Origin of the sequence: Neobacillus niacini, assembly GCF_046591715.1 — a bacterium.
In the GTDB taxonomy this organism is placed as follows: Bacteria; Bacillota; Bacilli; order Bacillales; family Cytobacillaceae; genus Neobacillus; species Neobacillus niacini_L.
Genome location: NZ_JAWVNQ010000001.1, coordinates 854,195 through 869,714 on the forward strand (window position 1 = coordinate 854,195; position 15,520 = coordinate 869,714).

The 15,520-nt window shown below is 36.8% G+C and carries 14 protein-coding genes and 1 pseudogene; 12 read left to right on the top strand and 3 right to left on the bottom strand.

From position 1 onward, the window contains the following. Positions 1-4: 4 nt before the first annotated feature. From SFC47_RS04155 to SFC47_RS04165, 3 genes are all read left to right on the top strand, one after another. Entirely contained in the window at positions 5-814 is an 810-nt protein-coding gene (locus SFC47_RS04155) for an ABC transporter ATP-binding protein (protein ID WP_411252979.1), read from the top strand. Between the two features lie 115 nt (positions 815-929). Next, positions 930-2,141, top strand: coding sequence for a GNAT family N-acetyltransferase (locus tag SFC47_RS04160; protein WP_411252980.1), 1,212 nt, complete (start codon positions 930-932; stop codon positions 2,139-2,141). Between the two features lie 48 nt (positions 2,142-2,189). Beyond that, positions 2,190-2,375 carry a hypothetical protein gene (locus tag SFC47_RS04165; RefSeq protein ID WP_411252981.1) on the top strand — a complete coding sequence of 62 codons (186 nt, stop codon included), beginning with the start codon at positions 2,190-2,192 and terminating at the stop codon, positions 2,373-2,375. Positions 2,376-2,427: 52 nt separating this feature from the next. Here the strand turns inward: SFC47_RS04165 and SFC47_RS04170 are convergent, their stop codons facing one another. Further along, a complete protein-coding gene (locus tag SFC47_RS04170; RefSeq protein WP_411252982.1) occupies positions 2,428-2,700 on the bottom strand; it encodes a YqhV family protein in 273 nt (90 codons plus the stop codon). A gap of 151 nt (positions 2,701-2,851) precedes the next feature. Between SFC47_RS04170 and SFC47_RS04175 the strand changes: the two genes are divergently transcribed. Next, the gene (locus SFC47_RS04175) at positions 2,852-3,706 is read left to right on the top strand and encodes a manganese catalase family protein (protein WP_411252983.1); all 855 of its coding nucleotides are present in this window, start codon (positions 2,852-2,854) and stop codon (positions 3,704-3,706) included. Between the two features lie 401 nt (positions 3,707-4,107). Further along, positions 4,108-4,323: pseudogene (locus SFC47_RS04180) on the top strand (transposase); the annotation flags it as partial. Positions 4,324-4,628: 305 nt separating this feature from the next. Here SFC47_RS04180 and SFC47_RS04185 read toward each other — a convergent pair. Continuing rightward, positions 4,629-5,141 carry a DUF3231 family protein gene (locus SFC47_RS04185; protein ID WP_411252984.1) on the bottom strand — a complete coding sequence of 171 codons (513 nt, stop codon included), beginning with the start codon at positions 5,139-5,141 and terminating at the stop codon, positions 4,629-4,631. Positions 5,142-5,350: 209 nt separating this feature from the next. Here SFC47_RS04185 and SFC47_RS04190 point away from each other — a divergent pair, with 209 nt between their 5' ends. Next, positions 5,351-6,754: an amino acid permease gene (locus SFC47_RS04190; protein WP_411252985.1), complete on the top strand. Its 1,404-nt coding sequence runs from the start codon at positions 5,351-5,353 to the stop codon at positions 6,752-6,754. A 67-nt stretch (positions 6,755-6,821) separates the two neighbouring features. Here the strand turns inward: SFC47_RS04190 and asnA are convergent, their stop codons facing one another. Then, the gene (asnA, locus tag SFC47_RS04195) at positions 6,822-7,835 is read right to left on the bottom strand and encodes an aspartate--ammonia ligase (protein WP_411252986.1); all 1,014 of its coding nucleotides are present in this window, start codon (positions 7,833-7,835) and stop codon (positions 6,822-6,824) included. 212 nt (positions 7,836-8,047) lie between these two features. On the opposite strand from asnA, the gene SFC47_RS04200 reads away from it, so the two are divergent. The 6 genes from SFC47_RS04200 to SFC47_RS04225 all read left to right on the top strand — a co-directional run bounded on the left by SFC47_RS04200 (position 8,048) and on the right by SFC47_RS04225 (position 15,511). Next, complete coding sequence (locus SFC47_RS04200; RefSeq protein ID WP_411252987.1) at positions 8,048-8,680, top strand: LysE family transporter; 633 nt, start codon at positions 8,048-8,050, stop codon at positions 8,678-8,680. Positions 8,681-8,928: 248 nt separating this feature from the next. Next, positions 8,929-10,878, top strand: a complete 1,950-nt coding sequence (gene ltaS / locus SFC47_RS04205; protein ID WP_411252988.1) for a lipoteichoic acid synthase — start codon at positions 8,929-8,931, stop codon at positions 10,876-10,878. Between the two features lie 155 nt (positions 10,879-11,033). Then, positions 11,034-11,318, top strand: a complete 285-nt coding sequence (locus SFC47_RS04210; protein WP_411252989.1) for a hypothetical protein — start codon at positions 11,034-11,036, stop codon at positions 11,316-11,318. Positions 11,319-11,464: 146 nt separating this feature from the next. Then, positions 11,465-13,252: an oligoendopeptidase F gene (gene pepF / locus SFC47_RS04215; RefSeq protein ID WP_411252990.1), complete on the top strand. Its 1,788-nt coding sequence runs from the start codon at positions 11,465-11,467 to the stop codon at positions 13,250-13,252. A gap of 293 nt (positions 13,253-13,545) precedes the next feature. Further along, positions 13,546-14,034: a TVP38/TMEM64 family protein gene (locus SFC47_RS04220; RefSeq protein ID WP_411252991.1), complete on the top strand. Its 489-nt coding sequence runs from the start codon at positions 13,546-13,548 to the stop codon at positions 14,032-14,034. Positions 14,035-14,176: 142 nt separating this feature from the next. Continuing rightward, on the top strand, positions 14,177-15,511 hold the full coding sequence (locus tag SFC47_RS04225; protein ID WP_411253619.1) for a Na+/H+ antiporter NhaC family protein: 1,335 nt from the start codon (positions 14,177-14,179) through the stop codon (positions 15,509-15,511). The last annotated feature ends 9 nt before the right edge of the window (positions 15,512-15,520 follow it).

Below are 15,520 nucleotides of genomic sequence, written 5' to 3' on the forward strand. Positions count from 1 at the left end.
CTAGATGATTAGCCAAGCTAGAGTTCAATATGAAACCCATAAATCGAAAATCAAAATATCTAATTTGTCAAAATCCTACCATCAAAGAAATCATAAACTTGAAGTATTAAGTAATGTTGATTTAGAAGTTCAGGAAGGAGAGTTTTTGACTATTGTCGGCTCAAGCGGCTGTGGAAAAAGTACTTTACTGCGATTAATTGCCGGCCTTGATCTTTCATTCGACGGCTCCATTACGATTGATAATCAAATGATATCTGGCATTGGCCGTGACCGAGGAATGGTATTTCAGGATCATCGTCTGTTCCCGTGGATGAATGTTGAACAAAATATCGGTTTCGGTCTGGAGCATCTTTCTATAAAGGAGCGTAATAGAGTAGTCCAAGAGCATATTGAATTAGTCGGCTTAAAAGGTTTTGAAAAGTCGAAGCCCGGAGAACTTTCGGGTGGTATGTCACAGCGGGTTGCCATCGCACGAACTTTAGTAAATAAACCAGATATTATTTTATTTGATGAACCTTTTGGTGCTCTTGATGCACTAACAAGAATTCAAATGCAGCAGGAAATTCTGAGAATTAGAGAACAATCAAATAGTACCATGATCCTCGTCACTCATGATATAGATGAAGCTGTTTTATTAGGTGACAGAGTCATTGTCATGTCAAAGAAACCAGGGCGCATACAAAAGACAATACCCGTTTATTTACCGAGACCACGGGATCGAAATAGTTACGATTTCTTAAAGATCCGTGAACAGATTTTTTATTTATTCTTTGAAAATGAAAAAGGAAAAATACCAGAAGACTTTTCAATATAACTAAATTCTTACAAAGCTGCTCTTTAAGATGAGCAGCTTCTTTTTTGAATTCTAATCTACAGTTAAGCAAAGACTAGAAATTAAATGAAGTCAGTTGAATTTTGGAGGGTTAGGTATGAGTCGACTAGACAGGCTCAAAATGGGGAAGGTGGAAACTAAACATTTTCAACAGTTTAACGAGTTATTAAGATATGTGTTTCAAGTAACCAAGAAGGACTTGCAAATGGTGGGGTGGGAAGAACGTGAAATCGCTTTAGCTAAAAAGCCCGTTTTGGATCAGGCGGATGTATTAGGCTGGTTTGATGGCGAAAAACTAGTTTCACAATTGGCCGTTTATCCTTTTCATGTAAATATCTTTGGGCGGTCTTTCGAAATGGGAGGGTTGACAGGGGTTGGCACCTATCCGGAATACGCAAATATGGGACTTATGTATAAGTTAATGAAACAGGCACTTGCAGATATGCGGGATAGAAAACAATCAATATCATATTTATTTCCTTATTCGATTCCCTATTATCGCCGGAGAGGCTGGGAAATTATATCGGATAAAATGACTTTTGAGGTCAGAGATGTTCAATTACCCAAGATAAAAAAGGTTCCAGGATATGTGGAAAGATTGAATATTGAACACCCTGACATTAGGCAGGTTTACAAGCTCTTTTCTAGTGATATGCATGCAGCAATGCTACGAAATGACTTGGCGTGGGATGAGTATTGGAGATGGGATGTCGATGAATTAACAGCAGCCGTTTATTATGACAGTTCACACCAACCAAAAGGGTATTTATTATACTGGATATCTGAGGATGTGCTTCATATAAAAGAAATGATTTATATGACACAGGAGGCAAGAATTGGACTTTGGAATTTTATTGGAGCTCATTTTTCAATGGTGTCAAAGGTTACTGGAAACATCTTTATGAATGAACCATTAGCCTTTTGGCTGGAGGATGGAGATATTAAAGAAACCATCTCTCCCTATTTTATGGCGCGAATTGTTTGTGTTGAACAGTTTATTGCTCAATATCCTTTTAAAGCAACAGGAACAGAGATACAGTTAACGTTTATGCTTGAGGATCCAATACTCGAGTGGAATCACGGAACCTTCACATTAAATGTCAATGGAGCTGGTCAAGGTGAAATTAAACAATGTAAAGAGGTACCTGCATTTTCTCTCGATATCCAAACATTGACTACTATGTTGCTTAGTTACAAAAGACCATCTTACCTAGCTTCCATATCACGGATAAAGGGTAATGCACAAGATGTTACGATTTTAGAGAATATGATTGAGCGCCAGACACCTTACTTTTCTGATTATTATTAATGTTGAAGGTGAAATAGTAATGAATTTGATGAATTGGAGGGAGTATTAATGAAAGAAAAAGAGGATGAGCCTCAATTTCAAAGTGGAAAGAATGTTAAAAGAGTTGAAAAAGGATTATATGGAATGGAGCCAGAAATGAGTTTGTTGTCAGTTAATTTTGCATCTGGAGAAAATGCTTATTTGAATGAACATTACCAAGAGGACACGAAAGAAAATGAACGGAATCAAGAGTAAATGGCTGAAACTTTCAGCCATTTTTTTAATCATATATATATGTAGGAAGTGATTAAGACTTAACACCTATAAAAATAAAACATACACCCAAGAATATCCATAATATTTTAACGAAAGAAATATCCTCAATGATACCAAAGAGGCCGATAGTTGTGGTTAATATTAAGATTACAGGTCCAACAATGGCCAGTGAACTGTTTACCATAAGTGCTTTTTCAATGGTGTTAAAACGTATCATTAAATAGGCTGCAATTATTTCGATACATCCTGATATTATCCTTAACGATGCCATTCCCAATACTGCTTTTTCAATAAGATTAAACATGGTATCCTCCTAGAAATTTACTGTTATTTGAACAGTATATGTTTCGATTTCAAATAGAAGGACAAGTTTTTATTGTGGTGTTCTTTCGAATAAGTCTGGTTGATGAGGGGAAACTAACTGAGTAAATTTACTACTATTAGGAGGTAATGGATTGTATTTCTATAGAGAAGACCTAATTAATATAATTGTGCCGGATAAACCTGATCCTGCTGCAGCAAAAGTTCTGCAGGAGACTTTGGGCGGAAGATTTGGGGAAATGCGTACGATGATGCAATTCTTCTTCCAAAGCTCAAACTTCAGAGGTAATCAAAAGCAATACCGTGATTTAATTAGAGGGATTTTTCTTGAGGAAATTGCCCATGTTGAGTTAGTACAAACTACTATTAATCAACTATTAAATGGTTCTGGTGAGGATGCAGTCGGCGCTGAAGGAAGTACAGGGGCACCATTAGAAGAAGCAATCAAACATGCAAACCCGCATCATTTTATTCATGGCGCCCAAGCCTCACTCCCGGTTGATGCAGCTGGAAATCCGTGGAACGGTAACTATGTATACAGTCATGGTAACCTGATAAGCGATTTATTAAACAACGTTACCCTAGAATCTACTGGTGTGTTACAGAAGTCACGAATCTATGAAATGAGTTCAAATAAAACCTTTAGAGAGACACTAGCTTTCTTAATTGTCCGTGATAATGCACACCAAAATGCATTTGCAAAAGCATTGGAGACCTTAGGTGTAGATTGGGGGAAAATATTCCCTGTCCCAAATTACGATATTAATAAATACCCGGAATGCCGTAAATATGTAGAAATGGGCTTCCATAATGCACAATTTAATTTTAGATTAGATGACACGATGATTGGAGCAATATTCCAAGGACAATCTCCTAGTAGAAACGATGGGACACTGCAAGTGGTACCGCCTCCGCAGGGACATCCAGTTCCAATGATGCCTGAAATGCCAAATGAGCATAGCCCTGGAATAAGTGATTTATTTAATTAACAAAAAAGGATGAGACACATTATAATGTGTTCAGGCTGTCGAGAAACTCTTGACAGTCTTTTTATTTTGCTCTTTTCGTATAGAATGAGTTTTTTGTATACAAATGGACCGTTCCTTTCCGCTACAGGTGCTTGCTTTCCGCGGGGAGGAAGTCGAGCCTCCTCGACGCTGCGCGTCTGTGGGGTCTCGACTTTTCCTCTACATCCCGCAGGAGTCAAGCACCTTTCGCTCCAATCCACTCTTTGCTTACATAGTGATTGAAGCACCAATGTGTTAGAAAGAGCCTTTATTTCTCAATTACTATAATGATTCACCGCGTTAATTTGGTATAATCCTATTAATATTAATAGGACGGTGGATTAAATGTATAAGCCAAAAAAAGAGGTACAAAATGAAGCGGAGTTACCAGACATGTTTGGGAGGAACATAAAGAAAAGGTTCGACTTAACAGACTTTCAAAGTCAGGTAAAATACTTTACAAATTTAGAAAAGAAAAAGTAGAGCGAAGCTTCGTAGATTCAAAAGAACTGCATGGGCTTCGCTATTGTAGTTTACGGGGATTGCAAAATGCGAGTGAGCAAGTGTTGCTTACCGCATCATGCCAAAACATGAAATAGATTGCCACGCACTTAGCAAGGTTTGAAAAAGGTGTGTGGCAATCTCCAGGTTCATTCTCCCCTGTTGATTGGAGCGGAAGGTGCGAAGACGCCTGCGGGAGTACGGGGCTGGGGAGACCCCGCTCATCTCTAAGCGCTGAGGAGGCTCCCCGGCACGCCCTAAGGTCCGCGAAGCACCTGGAGCGGAAATCAACAGGCCTTTGGGCAGGCAGAAAAATAAAAATTGCCGAGAAAGATACCTCTCTCGACAATCTGGACACATTATCATGTGTTCATCCTTTTTTTGTTCGTATGGAAGGAACTTCTTAACAATCTCCATGCTTATTAAGATGTAATGGAGGAGGAATCAGCCAGCCTTTTTCTTTATTTAAACGAAGGACTTTAGCACCGAGTCCTGCTTTTTGTGTATGAACTTGTCCATACATCATGGCTACATCTTCCCGTATAGACTTACCAATTATTTGGCTGCATAAGACAAGACCTGCCGCTATATCTGCAGAAAGTCCAGCGGCAATCGCTTGGTCAGGAATTCTAGCACCAACAGGAATATCCTCTAAGCAAGCTTCAGGTGGTTCTGGCTGTGCAGGAGGTAGGCCAATGCCATTTTCTTTTAATAGTTCTTCTAATTGTTTCTTTTCCTGCTGGCATATTTCTACTGCTTCTGCCAAAAGTTTCCTTAAGTCTTCATCACCAGCATGGTTCAGCATGGTTTTGTAGCCTGCAATCATTCCATTCCCGGCTAATAATGATGACCATAAATCAAATACCTCACCGTAATGTAAAGGCTCTTCTTTAGGGTTGCCACTTAAAATTCCCATCGTTGCCCTCCTTAGTGTGTATGAAAATTTATTCATTTATCAGTGCCACCTTTCATGAAGCACATCTTTAGGGTTTCCCATTTTAAACCCTCTCATTAATTTTTTTCATTTCTTTATATTTCATACTCCAGTTTGTTGTTTTTTGGCTTTTTTAATCTTACATGATAGACCCGAATTTCAAGGATACTAAATGTAGTAGGAGGGTGAACATGGATTATTTTACTTGTACTTCAGGAGTTGGCGGGAAATCCAAAGGAGAGAGTAAAGGTCAGTTACAATGGTGGCAACTATCATTAATTGGAATAGGCTGTACAATTGGGACAGGTTATTTTCTTGGCTCAGGCATTGGGATTAAGATTACGGGACCATCAATGGTCTTTTCATTTATACTTGCTGCGATAGGAACCTATATTGTCTTTCACTTTCTTGCAAAGATGACGTCGGAAGATCCGCAGGAAGGATCATTTTGTTACTATGCTGGAAAGGCATTTGGACGCTGGGCTGGATTTAGCTGTGGCTGGAATTATTGGAGCTCCAAAATCCTGATTATGGGAAGTCAATTAACTGCTTTATCGATCCTTTCTCGCTTTTGGTTTCCGCAGGTCCCCTTATGGATCTTTGCCTCTGGGTATGCGATATTGGCAATTGGTGTTGTTTTATTAGGAAGTAAAGGGTTTAATAAAGTGGAAAATATCCTAGCCATCGCCAAAACTGCAGCTATTCTAATGTTTATTATTCTTGCCTGTGCTGCATTGATTGGGTGGATTCATGGCAGTTCAAACAGTCAACCGGGTCTTCCTGCGACGATGCATTCGATTTTCCCTGAAGGTTACCGTGCCTTCTGGTCTTCATTAATCTACGCATTTTATGCGTATGGTGGAATCGAGACAATAGGGCTCTTATCCATGCAGCTTAAGAACAAAGAAGATGCGCCAAAGTCAGGAAAGGTTATGCTGATCGTTCTTACAATCATTTATGTAATTTCAATCATTCTGGCCATAAGTATGGTTTCTTACCAAGCAATCAACCAAAAGGAAAGCCCATTTGTTACAGCGATGTCTGCATATAATCTAGCCTTTTTCCCGCATGTATTTAATGGAGCTATCATCATTGCCGGGTTTTCAACAATGACCGCTTCGTTATTTGCCGTTACCAATTTACTTGTCACATTGGCTAAAGATGGGGATGCCCCAAAGTTCTTTGGGAAAGAAATAAAAAAACTAAAAAACCTTCCCCTGCCGTCTTTGGGTTTGGCCACACTAGGATTATTGGGCTCTATCATAACGGCATTACTGCTGCCTGGAAAAATATATGGATACATTACAACTGCTGCTGGAATATTACAGATGTATAACTGGGCATTTATTATTATTTCAGCTTTAAAAATACTAGAAATAAAGATGGGTGATAAGGTGTTATCAACCATTGGTTTGCTTTTATTACTGTCAGCTGTTACAGGCACAATATTTGAGAAAAGTATTCGATTTGGCTTTTTTGTAAGTTTATTACTCGCAGCCCTTATTGGTATTGTTACTTTGATTATGAATAGAGTATGGAGAAAGACTAAAAAGAAAAAGGGGAATGGTGCTAGTCTTAAGGGGATATTTGAATAGCGGTTGTATTTATATAATGAAAGAATAGCCGATACAAGAGGATTCGGCTATTCTTCAATTAAACTTCTTACAATAGCGGGATATTACCTTTTTTACATTCATTGATGATATGGTCATTCCATATGGAAACCTGTACTTCACCAATATGTGCTTTCTTTAGGAAGAACATGCACAAACGAGACTGACCAATGCCGCCGCCAATTGTAAAAGGGAGTTCCCTCTTTAGAATAGATTGATGAAAATCTAATTCTGCACGATAATCAGCATTTGCTTGTTTTAGTTGTTTTAAAAGTGCTTTTTCATCTACTCTAATTCCCATTGAAGAAATCTCTATGGCTCTATCTAGGATGGGGTACCATAAAAGAATATCTCCATTTAGGGACCAATCATCATAATCAGGCGAGCGTCCATCATGTTTTTCTCCGGATTTTAATAATCCGCCAATTTGCATTACAAAAACAGCACCATATTCTTTCGTAATCTTATCTTCACGCTGCTTGGGCGTTAACTCTGGATATCTGTCTTCAAGTTCTTGTGCAGTAATAAAATAAATATCCTTAGGTAAAATTGGCACAAGTGATGAATAGTGCTTATATAAATATTTTTCAGTAGACTTTAGTGCTTCATATATTTTTTTTACTTCATTCTTTAATGTTCTTATATTCCGTTGTTTATACGTGATCACTTTCTCCCAATCCCATTGATCGACATACATGGAATGCAGGTTATCTAATTCTTCATCTCTTCGTATGGCATTCATATCTGTGTAAATCCCTTCACCCACTGAGAAACCATACCTCGATAAAGCCGCTCTTTTCCATTTTGCTAAAGATTGAACAATTTCGATGGGGGAGTTGTTAATATCGAGTGCGTCAAATGAAACCACTCTTTCTACCCCATTAAGATCATCATTTATTCCTAAACCTGCCCTTACCAGAAGTGGTGCTGATATTCGAGTTAAGTTTAAAGCATCAGACAGTTCACATTCAAAATGATCTTTTATATTTTTAATCGCCTTTTCAGTCTGAATAATATCTAGAATTGATTGGTATACCTTTGGGATAAATAGTGATTTACCCATGTATTAATAACCTCCAAATGATTTAGAATCTGCCGATTTTTCTGTGTTACGTATTGAACTATTTTTACATTATGATTGATGAGGCACTTTGCCATCAGCAAATGCCTACAATAAAATCAAATATTCCTAAAACTTTTAGGGTTTTTTGGACATGTGTCTAGATAAATCACATAAAATGTACAAGTTAGACAATGCGGAGTGGAGTGGTTTTATTGAGCATCAGCATTTTAGTAAGCTACATCATATTGGGATTTACATTGGCAGCTCCGATTGGGCCAGTAAATTCTGCTCGATTAGATAAGGGAATTAAGAATGGATTCTGGCATGCATGGATTGTAGGTGCCGGCTCCATGGTGGCAGATGGTTTTTTTATGCTATTGGTATATTTAGGTATGGTTCAATTTCTGGGGATTCCTATTATCCAAATATTCCTTTGGTTGTTCGGGGGCTTTATCCTTATATATTCTGGTTTTGAAAGTATTAAAAATGCGAATACGATCACCCTGACTTATGGAAGAGACAAAGAGTCATTAATAAAATGTTTTTTTACTGGGTTTATTATGTCGATTACCAGTCCATTATCTATTTTGTTTTGGCTGGGGATATATGGGTCTGTTTTAGCAAAAACCGCCCAAACAAATGGGCCAGAATCTCTCTTAATTTATAGCTGTATGATTTTCCTTGGATTAACCATATGGGATGTTTTTGTGGCAGCACTTACTACTGGATTCAGGAAATTACTAACTGTTAAGAGTTTAATCACCATCTCTATTATTTCGGGTGCTTCACTCGTTTTGTTTGGTCTGTATTTTGGTTATCAAGGGATTGATGCATTATTTGGTTAGGTGAAGGTTTAATAGATGACTAGAGTGCTAATCCGTTAAATGGTTGGTGCTTCTTTTTTTGTTCCGTGCTTGACATTTTGATAATAATCCGTATAATACTCATTTGTGTTACATTATTTTTTTCTCGTTGTTCATAGTTTGTTAATATTTAATTGTTATTATTAATTTTAATAGTTATTAAAAATGAATGATTGATAGTATCCTTAACTAAGGAAAAATGTTTATCTTCAAAAAGGCAGGTGCTAGAAATGAATAACTTTAGACTAAAGAGTCAGGGTATTTTTAACAAATATATTGGCTTTTTCTTTTTGGCTGTATTCTTTCTTTGGATGAAAACCTATATAGCTCAATTAACTCAATTTGATTTAGGGATTGAAAATACTTTACAAAAGTTTCTATTATTTATAAACCCATTAGGATCATCATTATTATTTTTAGGATTAGCTTTATTATTTAAAGGCAAAAAGAAATATATCGCACTTATCGTGATTGATTTCTTACTATCTTTTCTCTTATTTGCCAATGTTGTATATTATCGGTTCTTTAATGATTTTATAACTTTACCAACTTTAACTCAGACTCAAAACTTTGGTGACGTAAGTGGAAGTGTTGTAACACTTTTAAGACCATATGATTTCTTATTCTTTATCGATATTATTCTTTTAATTATATTACTTGCCTTCCGCTTTGTGAAAGTGGAATTTAAAGACATGAACCGCAGGAAAGTAGCTGCGTTATTCTCATTATCACTGGCTATTTCATGTGGAAATCTTGGACTAGCTGAAAGTGATCGTCCTCAATTATTAACAAGAGGGTTTGACCGTAATTATATTGTGAAATATTTAGGTATGTACAACTACACAATCTATGATGCAGTGAAGAGTACAAAAGCTTCCGCACAAAGAGTTATGGCGAACAGTGATGATATGACGGAAGTAATCAACTATACAAAGTCCAATTATGCTGAACCAAATCCAGCGTACTTTGGTGCCGCTAAGGGCATGAATGTAATATATTTACACCTTGAATCTATGCAAAATTTCCTGATTAATTATAAGTTAAATGGGGAAGAAGTAACACCGTTTTTAAATTCATTAACAAAAGATCAAAACACACTTTATTTTGATAATTTCTTCCATCAGACTGCTCAAGGTAAAACGTCTGATGCAGAATTTATCTTGGAAAATTCTTTATATGGATTGCCACAGGGCTCAGCTTTTACAACTAAAGGATTAAATACCTACCAAGCTGCACCTGCTATTTTAGGTCAGCAAGGGTATACATCAGCTGTGTTCCATGGGAATTCTGGAAGTTTTTGGAATCGTGATGAAATTTACAAATCCTTTGGCTTTAATAACTTTTTTGATGAAAAATACTATGAAATGAATCCTGAAGACCTAGCAGAATACGGACTCATGGATAAACCGTTCTTTGAGCAATCAATTCCTATGTTGGAATCATTACCACAACCGTTTTATACTAAGTTTATGACTGTAACACACCATTATCCTTATCCGTTATCTGAAGAAGAAGCTACAATCGCACCACATACAACAGGTGATAAATCTGTTGACACATACTTCCAGACAGCTCGATATGCGGATGAAGCTTTAAAACAATTCTTTGATTACCTTAAAGAATCCGGACTTTATGATAATTCTGTTATCGTTATGTACGGTGACCATTATGGGATTTCAGAAAATCATAATAAAGCAATGGAAAAAGTACTTGGAAAAGAAATCACAGATTTTGATAGTGCAGGATTACAGCGAGTGCCATTCTTTATTCGCGTCCCTGGAATAGAGGGTGGAGTGAACCATGAATACGGCGGACAAATTGATATCCTTCCTACACTGCTTCACTTGTTAGGAATTGATACAAAAGATTATGTTCAGTTCGGAACAGACCTTTTATCTGAACAGCATGATGACCTTGTCCCTTTCCGTAATGGTAACTTTATGAGCGCAACTATCTCTTCTGTCAATGGTAAATTCTATGATTCCACTACAGGTTTGGAATTAGAAGAAAATAGGATGGAAGAGGCAATCGATCTCCAGAATATTGTTGAAAACAAATTAGCTCTTTCTGATAAAGTTGTAAACGGAGACCTATTACGCTTCTATACTCCTGAAAACTTTAAACCTGTTGACCGGACAAAGTACAATTATAATCCATCTCAAGATGGCGAAGAAGAATAATAAATAACCCGGCTGTTTAGGTTCTCCTAAACAGCCTTTTTCTATCCATTTCATAATAAGTGTCAAAAATATGAATTCTTTTCATACATATAAATTTAGAAGGAAAGTCTTATTTCAACGTCGAATCTATGAAGGACAGATGGGAGATGTGATGAATGAAAGTAAAATTAGCTGCTGCAAATACTGTTGTAACGGGTGAAAATTCATGCATCTTATGCAGTGAGGACTTTGAGTACGCTGCAATCGTTCGGGGAGAAATAAATGTAGAGGATTTGTCATCAACCTATTGTGGAAAAGTAGTAACTGACGAAGTTGTTATTTTAAAAAAGAGTAGAGTTAACAATGGTGCATTTCACATTGTCGATCTAGAAATTACGGTTAGATGTCCACATTGTCAATCCAATGTTCGGTTTAATCGGTTTCATCCATTGCATTTATAGGGTTTAATAAGATAAAGTTAGGGCACCTAATAAAAGGTGCTCTTATCGTGTTTAAAAAGGCCTTTTGAAAGGTTCAGAATGGTCTAGGACCAGCTTGATTCGAATATTTACTACTATTAGATTACTCTATACGAAGGAGGAAGCAAATGACAGACTACACTTCTAGAAATGATGTACCAGTAGAAGAAAAATGGAACCTTGAAGACATTTATTCCGATTTAACCAAATGGGAAAACGATCTTCGGCTTGTAGAAAAAATGGCTGAGCAGCTGAAGAAATTTGATGGAGCCATACATGATGGTAAAAGTCTTTATCAGTACTTGAAACAAAGAGAGGAGTTATCCTTCACATTTAATCATGTATATGCATATGCCATGCTGAAGGTGGATGAGGATACAAGGGAACCTGGTTCACAATCTTTATTAGACCGTGCAAAAGGACTAAGTGTGAAGGTTAGTTCCCAAACATCATTCTTCATGCCGTACTTATTAGGCTTAGATAAAGAAACTTTAAGCAGTTATATTGCACAAGAAGAAGGTCTCAAGTACTTTGAGGAAGATTTATATGAATCCTTTCGATACAAGCAGCATGTCCTTAGTAAAGACCAAGAAGAGGTTTTATCACAATTAGGCGAAGCATTATCCGCTCCAAGTACAACATTTGGAATGATAAATAATGCCGATATTAAGTTTGGTGAAGTTACCAATAACCATGGTGAAAAGGTTCCGTTGACTCGGGGAATGTACTCGAAATTAATCGAGGATGAAGATCGGGATAGACGAAGAGAAGCTTATAAAGCCTATTATAAGCCTTATGTACAACTAAAGAATTCAATTGCCAGCACATTGTCTCAAGCAATTAAAAATAACGTAACCATGGCCAGAATCAGGAGATATCCATCTGCATTGGAAAAAGCATTATTCGGTGATATGGTTCCAAAGGAAGTTTATGAGAACTTAATTACCGCAACGAAAGAAAATATCGCACCCCTTCACAGATACTCTGAAATTCGTAAGAAAAAATTACAGGTCAATGAACTTCGGCAATATGATATGTCTGTTCCATTAGTTAACGGTGTAAAACAGGTAATACCTTATGAGGAAGCTTATGAAACGATGATAAAAGCCCTGGCACCTCTTGGTGAAGAATATGTATCCATCCTAAAAGAATTTAAGGATAGAAGGTATATTGATGTCCGAGAGACTCCTGGGAAGCGCTCAGGTGCCTATAATTTGGGGGTATATGGGATTCATCCTTTTATATTATTAAATCATCAAGATGATTTGGATAGCTTATTTACTCTTGCTCATGAGTGCGGTCATGGGGTCCACAGTAAATTAAGCTCACAGCATCAGCCTCAAATTACTGCCCGTTATAGTATTTTTGTTGCGGAAGTAGCTTCCACCGTCAACGAAATTTTACTGATTAATTACCTTTTGAATAATGAAAAGAATCTTGAGGTAAGAAGGCATTTATTAAATCACTTCATTGACCAATTTAAGGGGACCTTCTTTACTCAGGTCATGTTTGCTGAATTTGAGAAAATTACTCATGAGCAGGCAGAAAAAGGTATTCCATTAAATGTTGAGGTATTTAATCAGACATATGAAACTTTATTCAGGGAGTATAACGGGGATGCAGTAGTGTTTGATGAAGAGGTGAAATTTGGCTGGTCAAGAATTCCGCATTTTTATCGGCCATTTTACGTTTATAAGTATGCGACTGGTTTTGCCTCTGCAATCCATTTGGCAACGAAAATACTCGAAGGCGATCATCAAACGTTACAATCGTATCTTACCTTTTTAAAGAGCGGAAGCAGCGATTATCCGCTTGAGTTGTTAAAGAAGACAGGGGTAGATTTAACAACGCCTGCACCTATAGAAAATGCAATGAAGAAGTTTGGAGACATAGTAGAAGAATTCTCATCGTTATAATGGTTATAAGATGTCGCAATTTCTTTTGTGACATCTTTTTTTATCACAGATAAATATTGCATGGTATGATGGATTTAAGAATATATTTAGTCTTACTCTAGATTACCTTACTATGAAATTAGGTGATTAATATTTGGAAAAAAGTTATTTCCTTAATCGGGATAATATTGATCATATTTTTCGTTATTCATAATACCGAGACGTTCCAATTACTTAGGAGCGGGGATTTAGATTCCATAATACTATCTCTGAAGGATACCACATTTTCAAAATTCTTCTTTACCTTTATTATTATGCTGATACAAAATTCATTTACCATTATTCCTCTAATTATTATCATTACGATTAACTATGCATTATTTGGCTTTTTAAATGGTCTTATTTGGAGTTGGCTCACAAGTATCATAGCTGCAGGCATTTGGTTTTTATGCAGTCGATATTTTTTTAATGATTGGGTACAAAAAAAGACGAATCCAGAACTGTTATCAAAGCTGGAGCAGAATGGTCTCCTTTTTGTATTCCAAGCTAGAATTATCCCGTTTGTACCTACTAGCTTAATCAATATTCTAAGTGGATTAAGCTCTATCACATTTAAACATTTTATCATTGGGACAATATTTGGAAATCTCATTTTTTTCTTTGTGTTAACTCTTATTCCCGCTGGATTGATGGAGGGGAGTATGGAGCTGAATATTCTGCTGGGAATAGCATTGATTTTTGTCGGGCTTTTCATTTTTTACCGATTAAAGAAAAAACAAAAAAGAAGTAAACAAGTAAATTAGATAAGTTTTATTTTACATCTTGCGCAACTTGTGAAATTATTGTACTCTAATATTTGCTTGTTAAAATAGACTGTAAAACCTCTTTTCTTGTTCTGAAAGAAGAGGTTTTTTTAATGTTTTATAGACGGAGAGGGTGATTAACATTAATACAAATAAAGCTGGGAATCCATGGGCTTTACTGCCTTTTGCTGTATTTTTAGTGTTGTTTATCGGTTCAGGAATTGTGACGGGGGATTTCTATAAATTTCCAGTTATTGTTGCAATTGTTATTGCGGCAGGTGTTGCCTTAGCAATGAATAGGAAAGAAACGTTTAATCAGAAATTAGAAACTTTTACAAGAGGTGCAGGAGAATCAAATATCATGCTTATGGTTTTGATCTTTCTGTTAGCAGGTGCCTTTTCAGAAACTGCCAAAGGAATGGGTGCAGTTGATGCAACCGTCAACATGGCATTATCAGTAGTACCTCAAAATCTGTTAATGGTCGGTGTTTTTATTATAGCTTGCTTTATATCTTTATCAATGGGGACAAGTATGGGAACGATTGTTGCACTTGCACCTATAGGAGCAGGTATCAGTGAGCAAACTGATCTGTCACTTGCCCTAACAATGGCAGTGGTAATAGGCGGAGCTATGTTTGGGGATAACTTATCCTTTATTTCAGATACCACGATCGCAGCAGTAAGGACGCAGGGTACAAAAATGAAAGATAAATTTAAAATGAACTTCCTAATTGTCCTTCCTGCGGCCATTGTTACTTGTATCATTCTAGCTATACTAACAATGGGTGAACAAGCCAAAATCAGCCAGGAATCTTTTAATTGGATAAAGATTCTGCCTTATCTAGGTGTGCTGATTACTGCATTGGCTGGTGTAAATGTATTTTTGGTGCTGGGATTCGGAATCCTCTTTGCCGGTATAATTGGGATAATAGATGGCAGTTATAACCTTATGGCACTAATTCAGAAAACAGGTGAAGGTATGGCTGGAATGTTTGAAATCTCCTTCTTAGCTATATTAATTGCAGGTATGGTGGAAGTTATAAAGCATAATGGCGGGATTGATTATTTACTCTATCTAGTAACGCGAAAAATTAAGTCGAAAAAAGGCGCGGAGTTAGGAATTGCTGGACTTGTAAGTTTAACAGATCTATCCACTGCAAATAATACAATATCAATCGTTATTGCTGGACCACTTGCGAAGAACATCGCTGATCAATACAATATTGACCCTCGCAGGTCAGCAAGTTTACTTGATGTATTTTCTTGCAGTATTCAAGGTTTAATCCCGTATGGTGCTCAGTTGCTCGTTGCTGCAGGAGTAGCTGGTATCTCACCAATTAGTATTTTAAGCTATTCTTATTATCCAATATTAATAGCGATATGTGGAGTGGCTGCTATCTTAACCGGTTTTCCACGGCTTACAGTAAAAAGTGTGAAAGAAAGTTCGACTAAGCAATTACGCTCTGATCTACAGTGATCAGAGCGT

Excerpts from the sequence above, each read along its gene's own strand:
- SFC47_RS04155 (WP_411252979.1), top strand. The coding sequence starts at position 5 with ATGATTAGCCAAGCTAGAGTTCAATATGAAACCCATAAATCGAAAATC.
- SFC47_RS04160 (WP_411252980.1), top strand. The coding sequence starts at position 930 with ATGAGTCGACTAGACAGGCTCAAAATGGGGAAGGTGGAAACTAAACAT.
- SFC47_RS04165 (WP_411252981.1), top strand. The coding sequence starts at position 2,190 with ATGAAAGAAAAAGAGGATGAGCCTCAATTTCAAAGTGGAAAGAATGTT.
- SFC47_RS04170 (WP_411252982.1), bottom strand. The coding sequence starts at position 2,700 with ATGTTTAATCTTATTGAAAAAGCAGTATTGGGAATGGCATCGTTAAGG.
- SFC47_RS04185 (WP_411252984.1), bottom strand. The coding sequence starts at position 5,141 with ATGGGAATTTTAAGTGGCAACCCTAAAGAAGAGCCTTTACATTACGGT.
- SFC47_RS04190 (WP_411252985.1), top strand. The coding sequence starts at position 5,351 with ATGGATTATTTTACTTGTACTTCAGGAGTTGGCGGGAAATCCAAAGGA.
- asnA (WP_411252986.1), bottom strand. The coding sequence starts at position 7,835 with ATGGGTAAATCACTATTTATCCCAAAGGTATACCAATCAATTCTAGAT.
- ltaS (WP_411252988.1), top strand. The coding sequence starts at position 8,929 with ATGAATAACTTTAGACTAAAGAGTCAGGGTATTTTTAACAAATATATT.
- SFC47_RS04210 (WP_411252989.1), top strand. The coding sequence starts at position 11,034 with ATGAAAGTAAAATTAGCTGCTGCAAATACTGTTGTAACGGGTGAAAAT.
- pepF (WP_411252990.1), top strand. The coding sequence starts at position 11,465 with ATGACAGACTACACTTCTAGAAATGATGTACCAGTAGAAGAAAAATGG.
- SFC47_RS04220 (WP_411252991.1), top strand. The coding sequence starts at position 13,546 with ATGCTGATACAAAATTCATTTACCATTATTCCTCTAATTATTATCATT.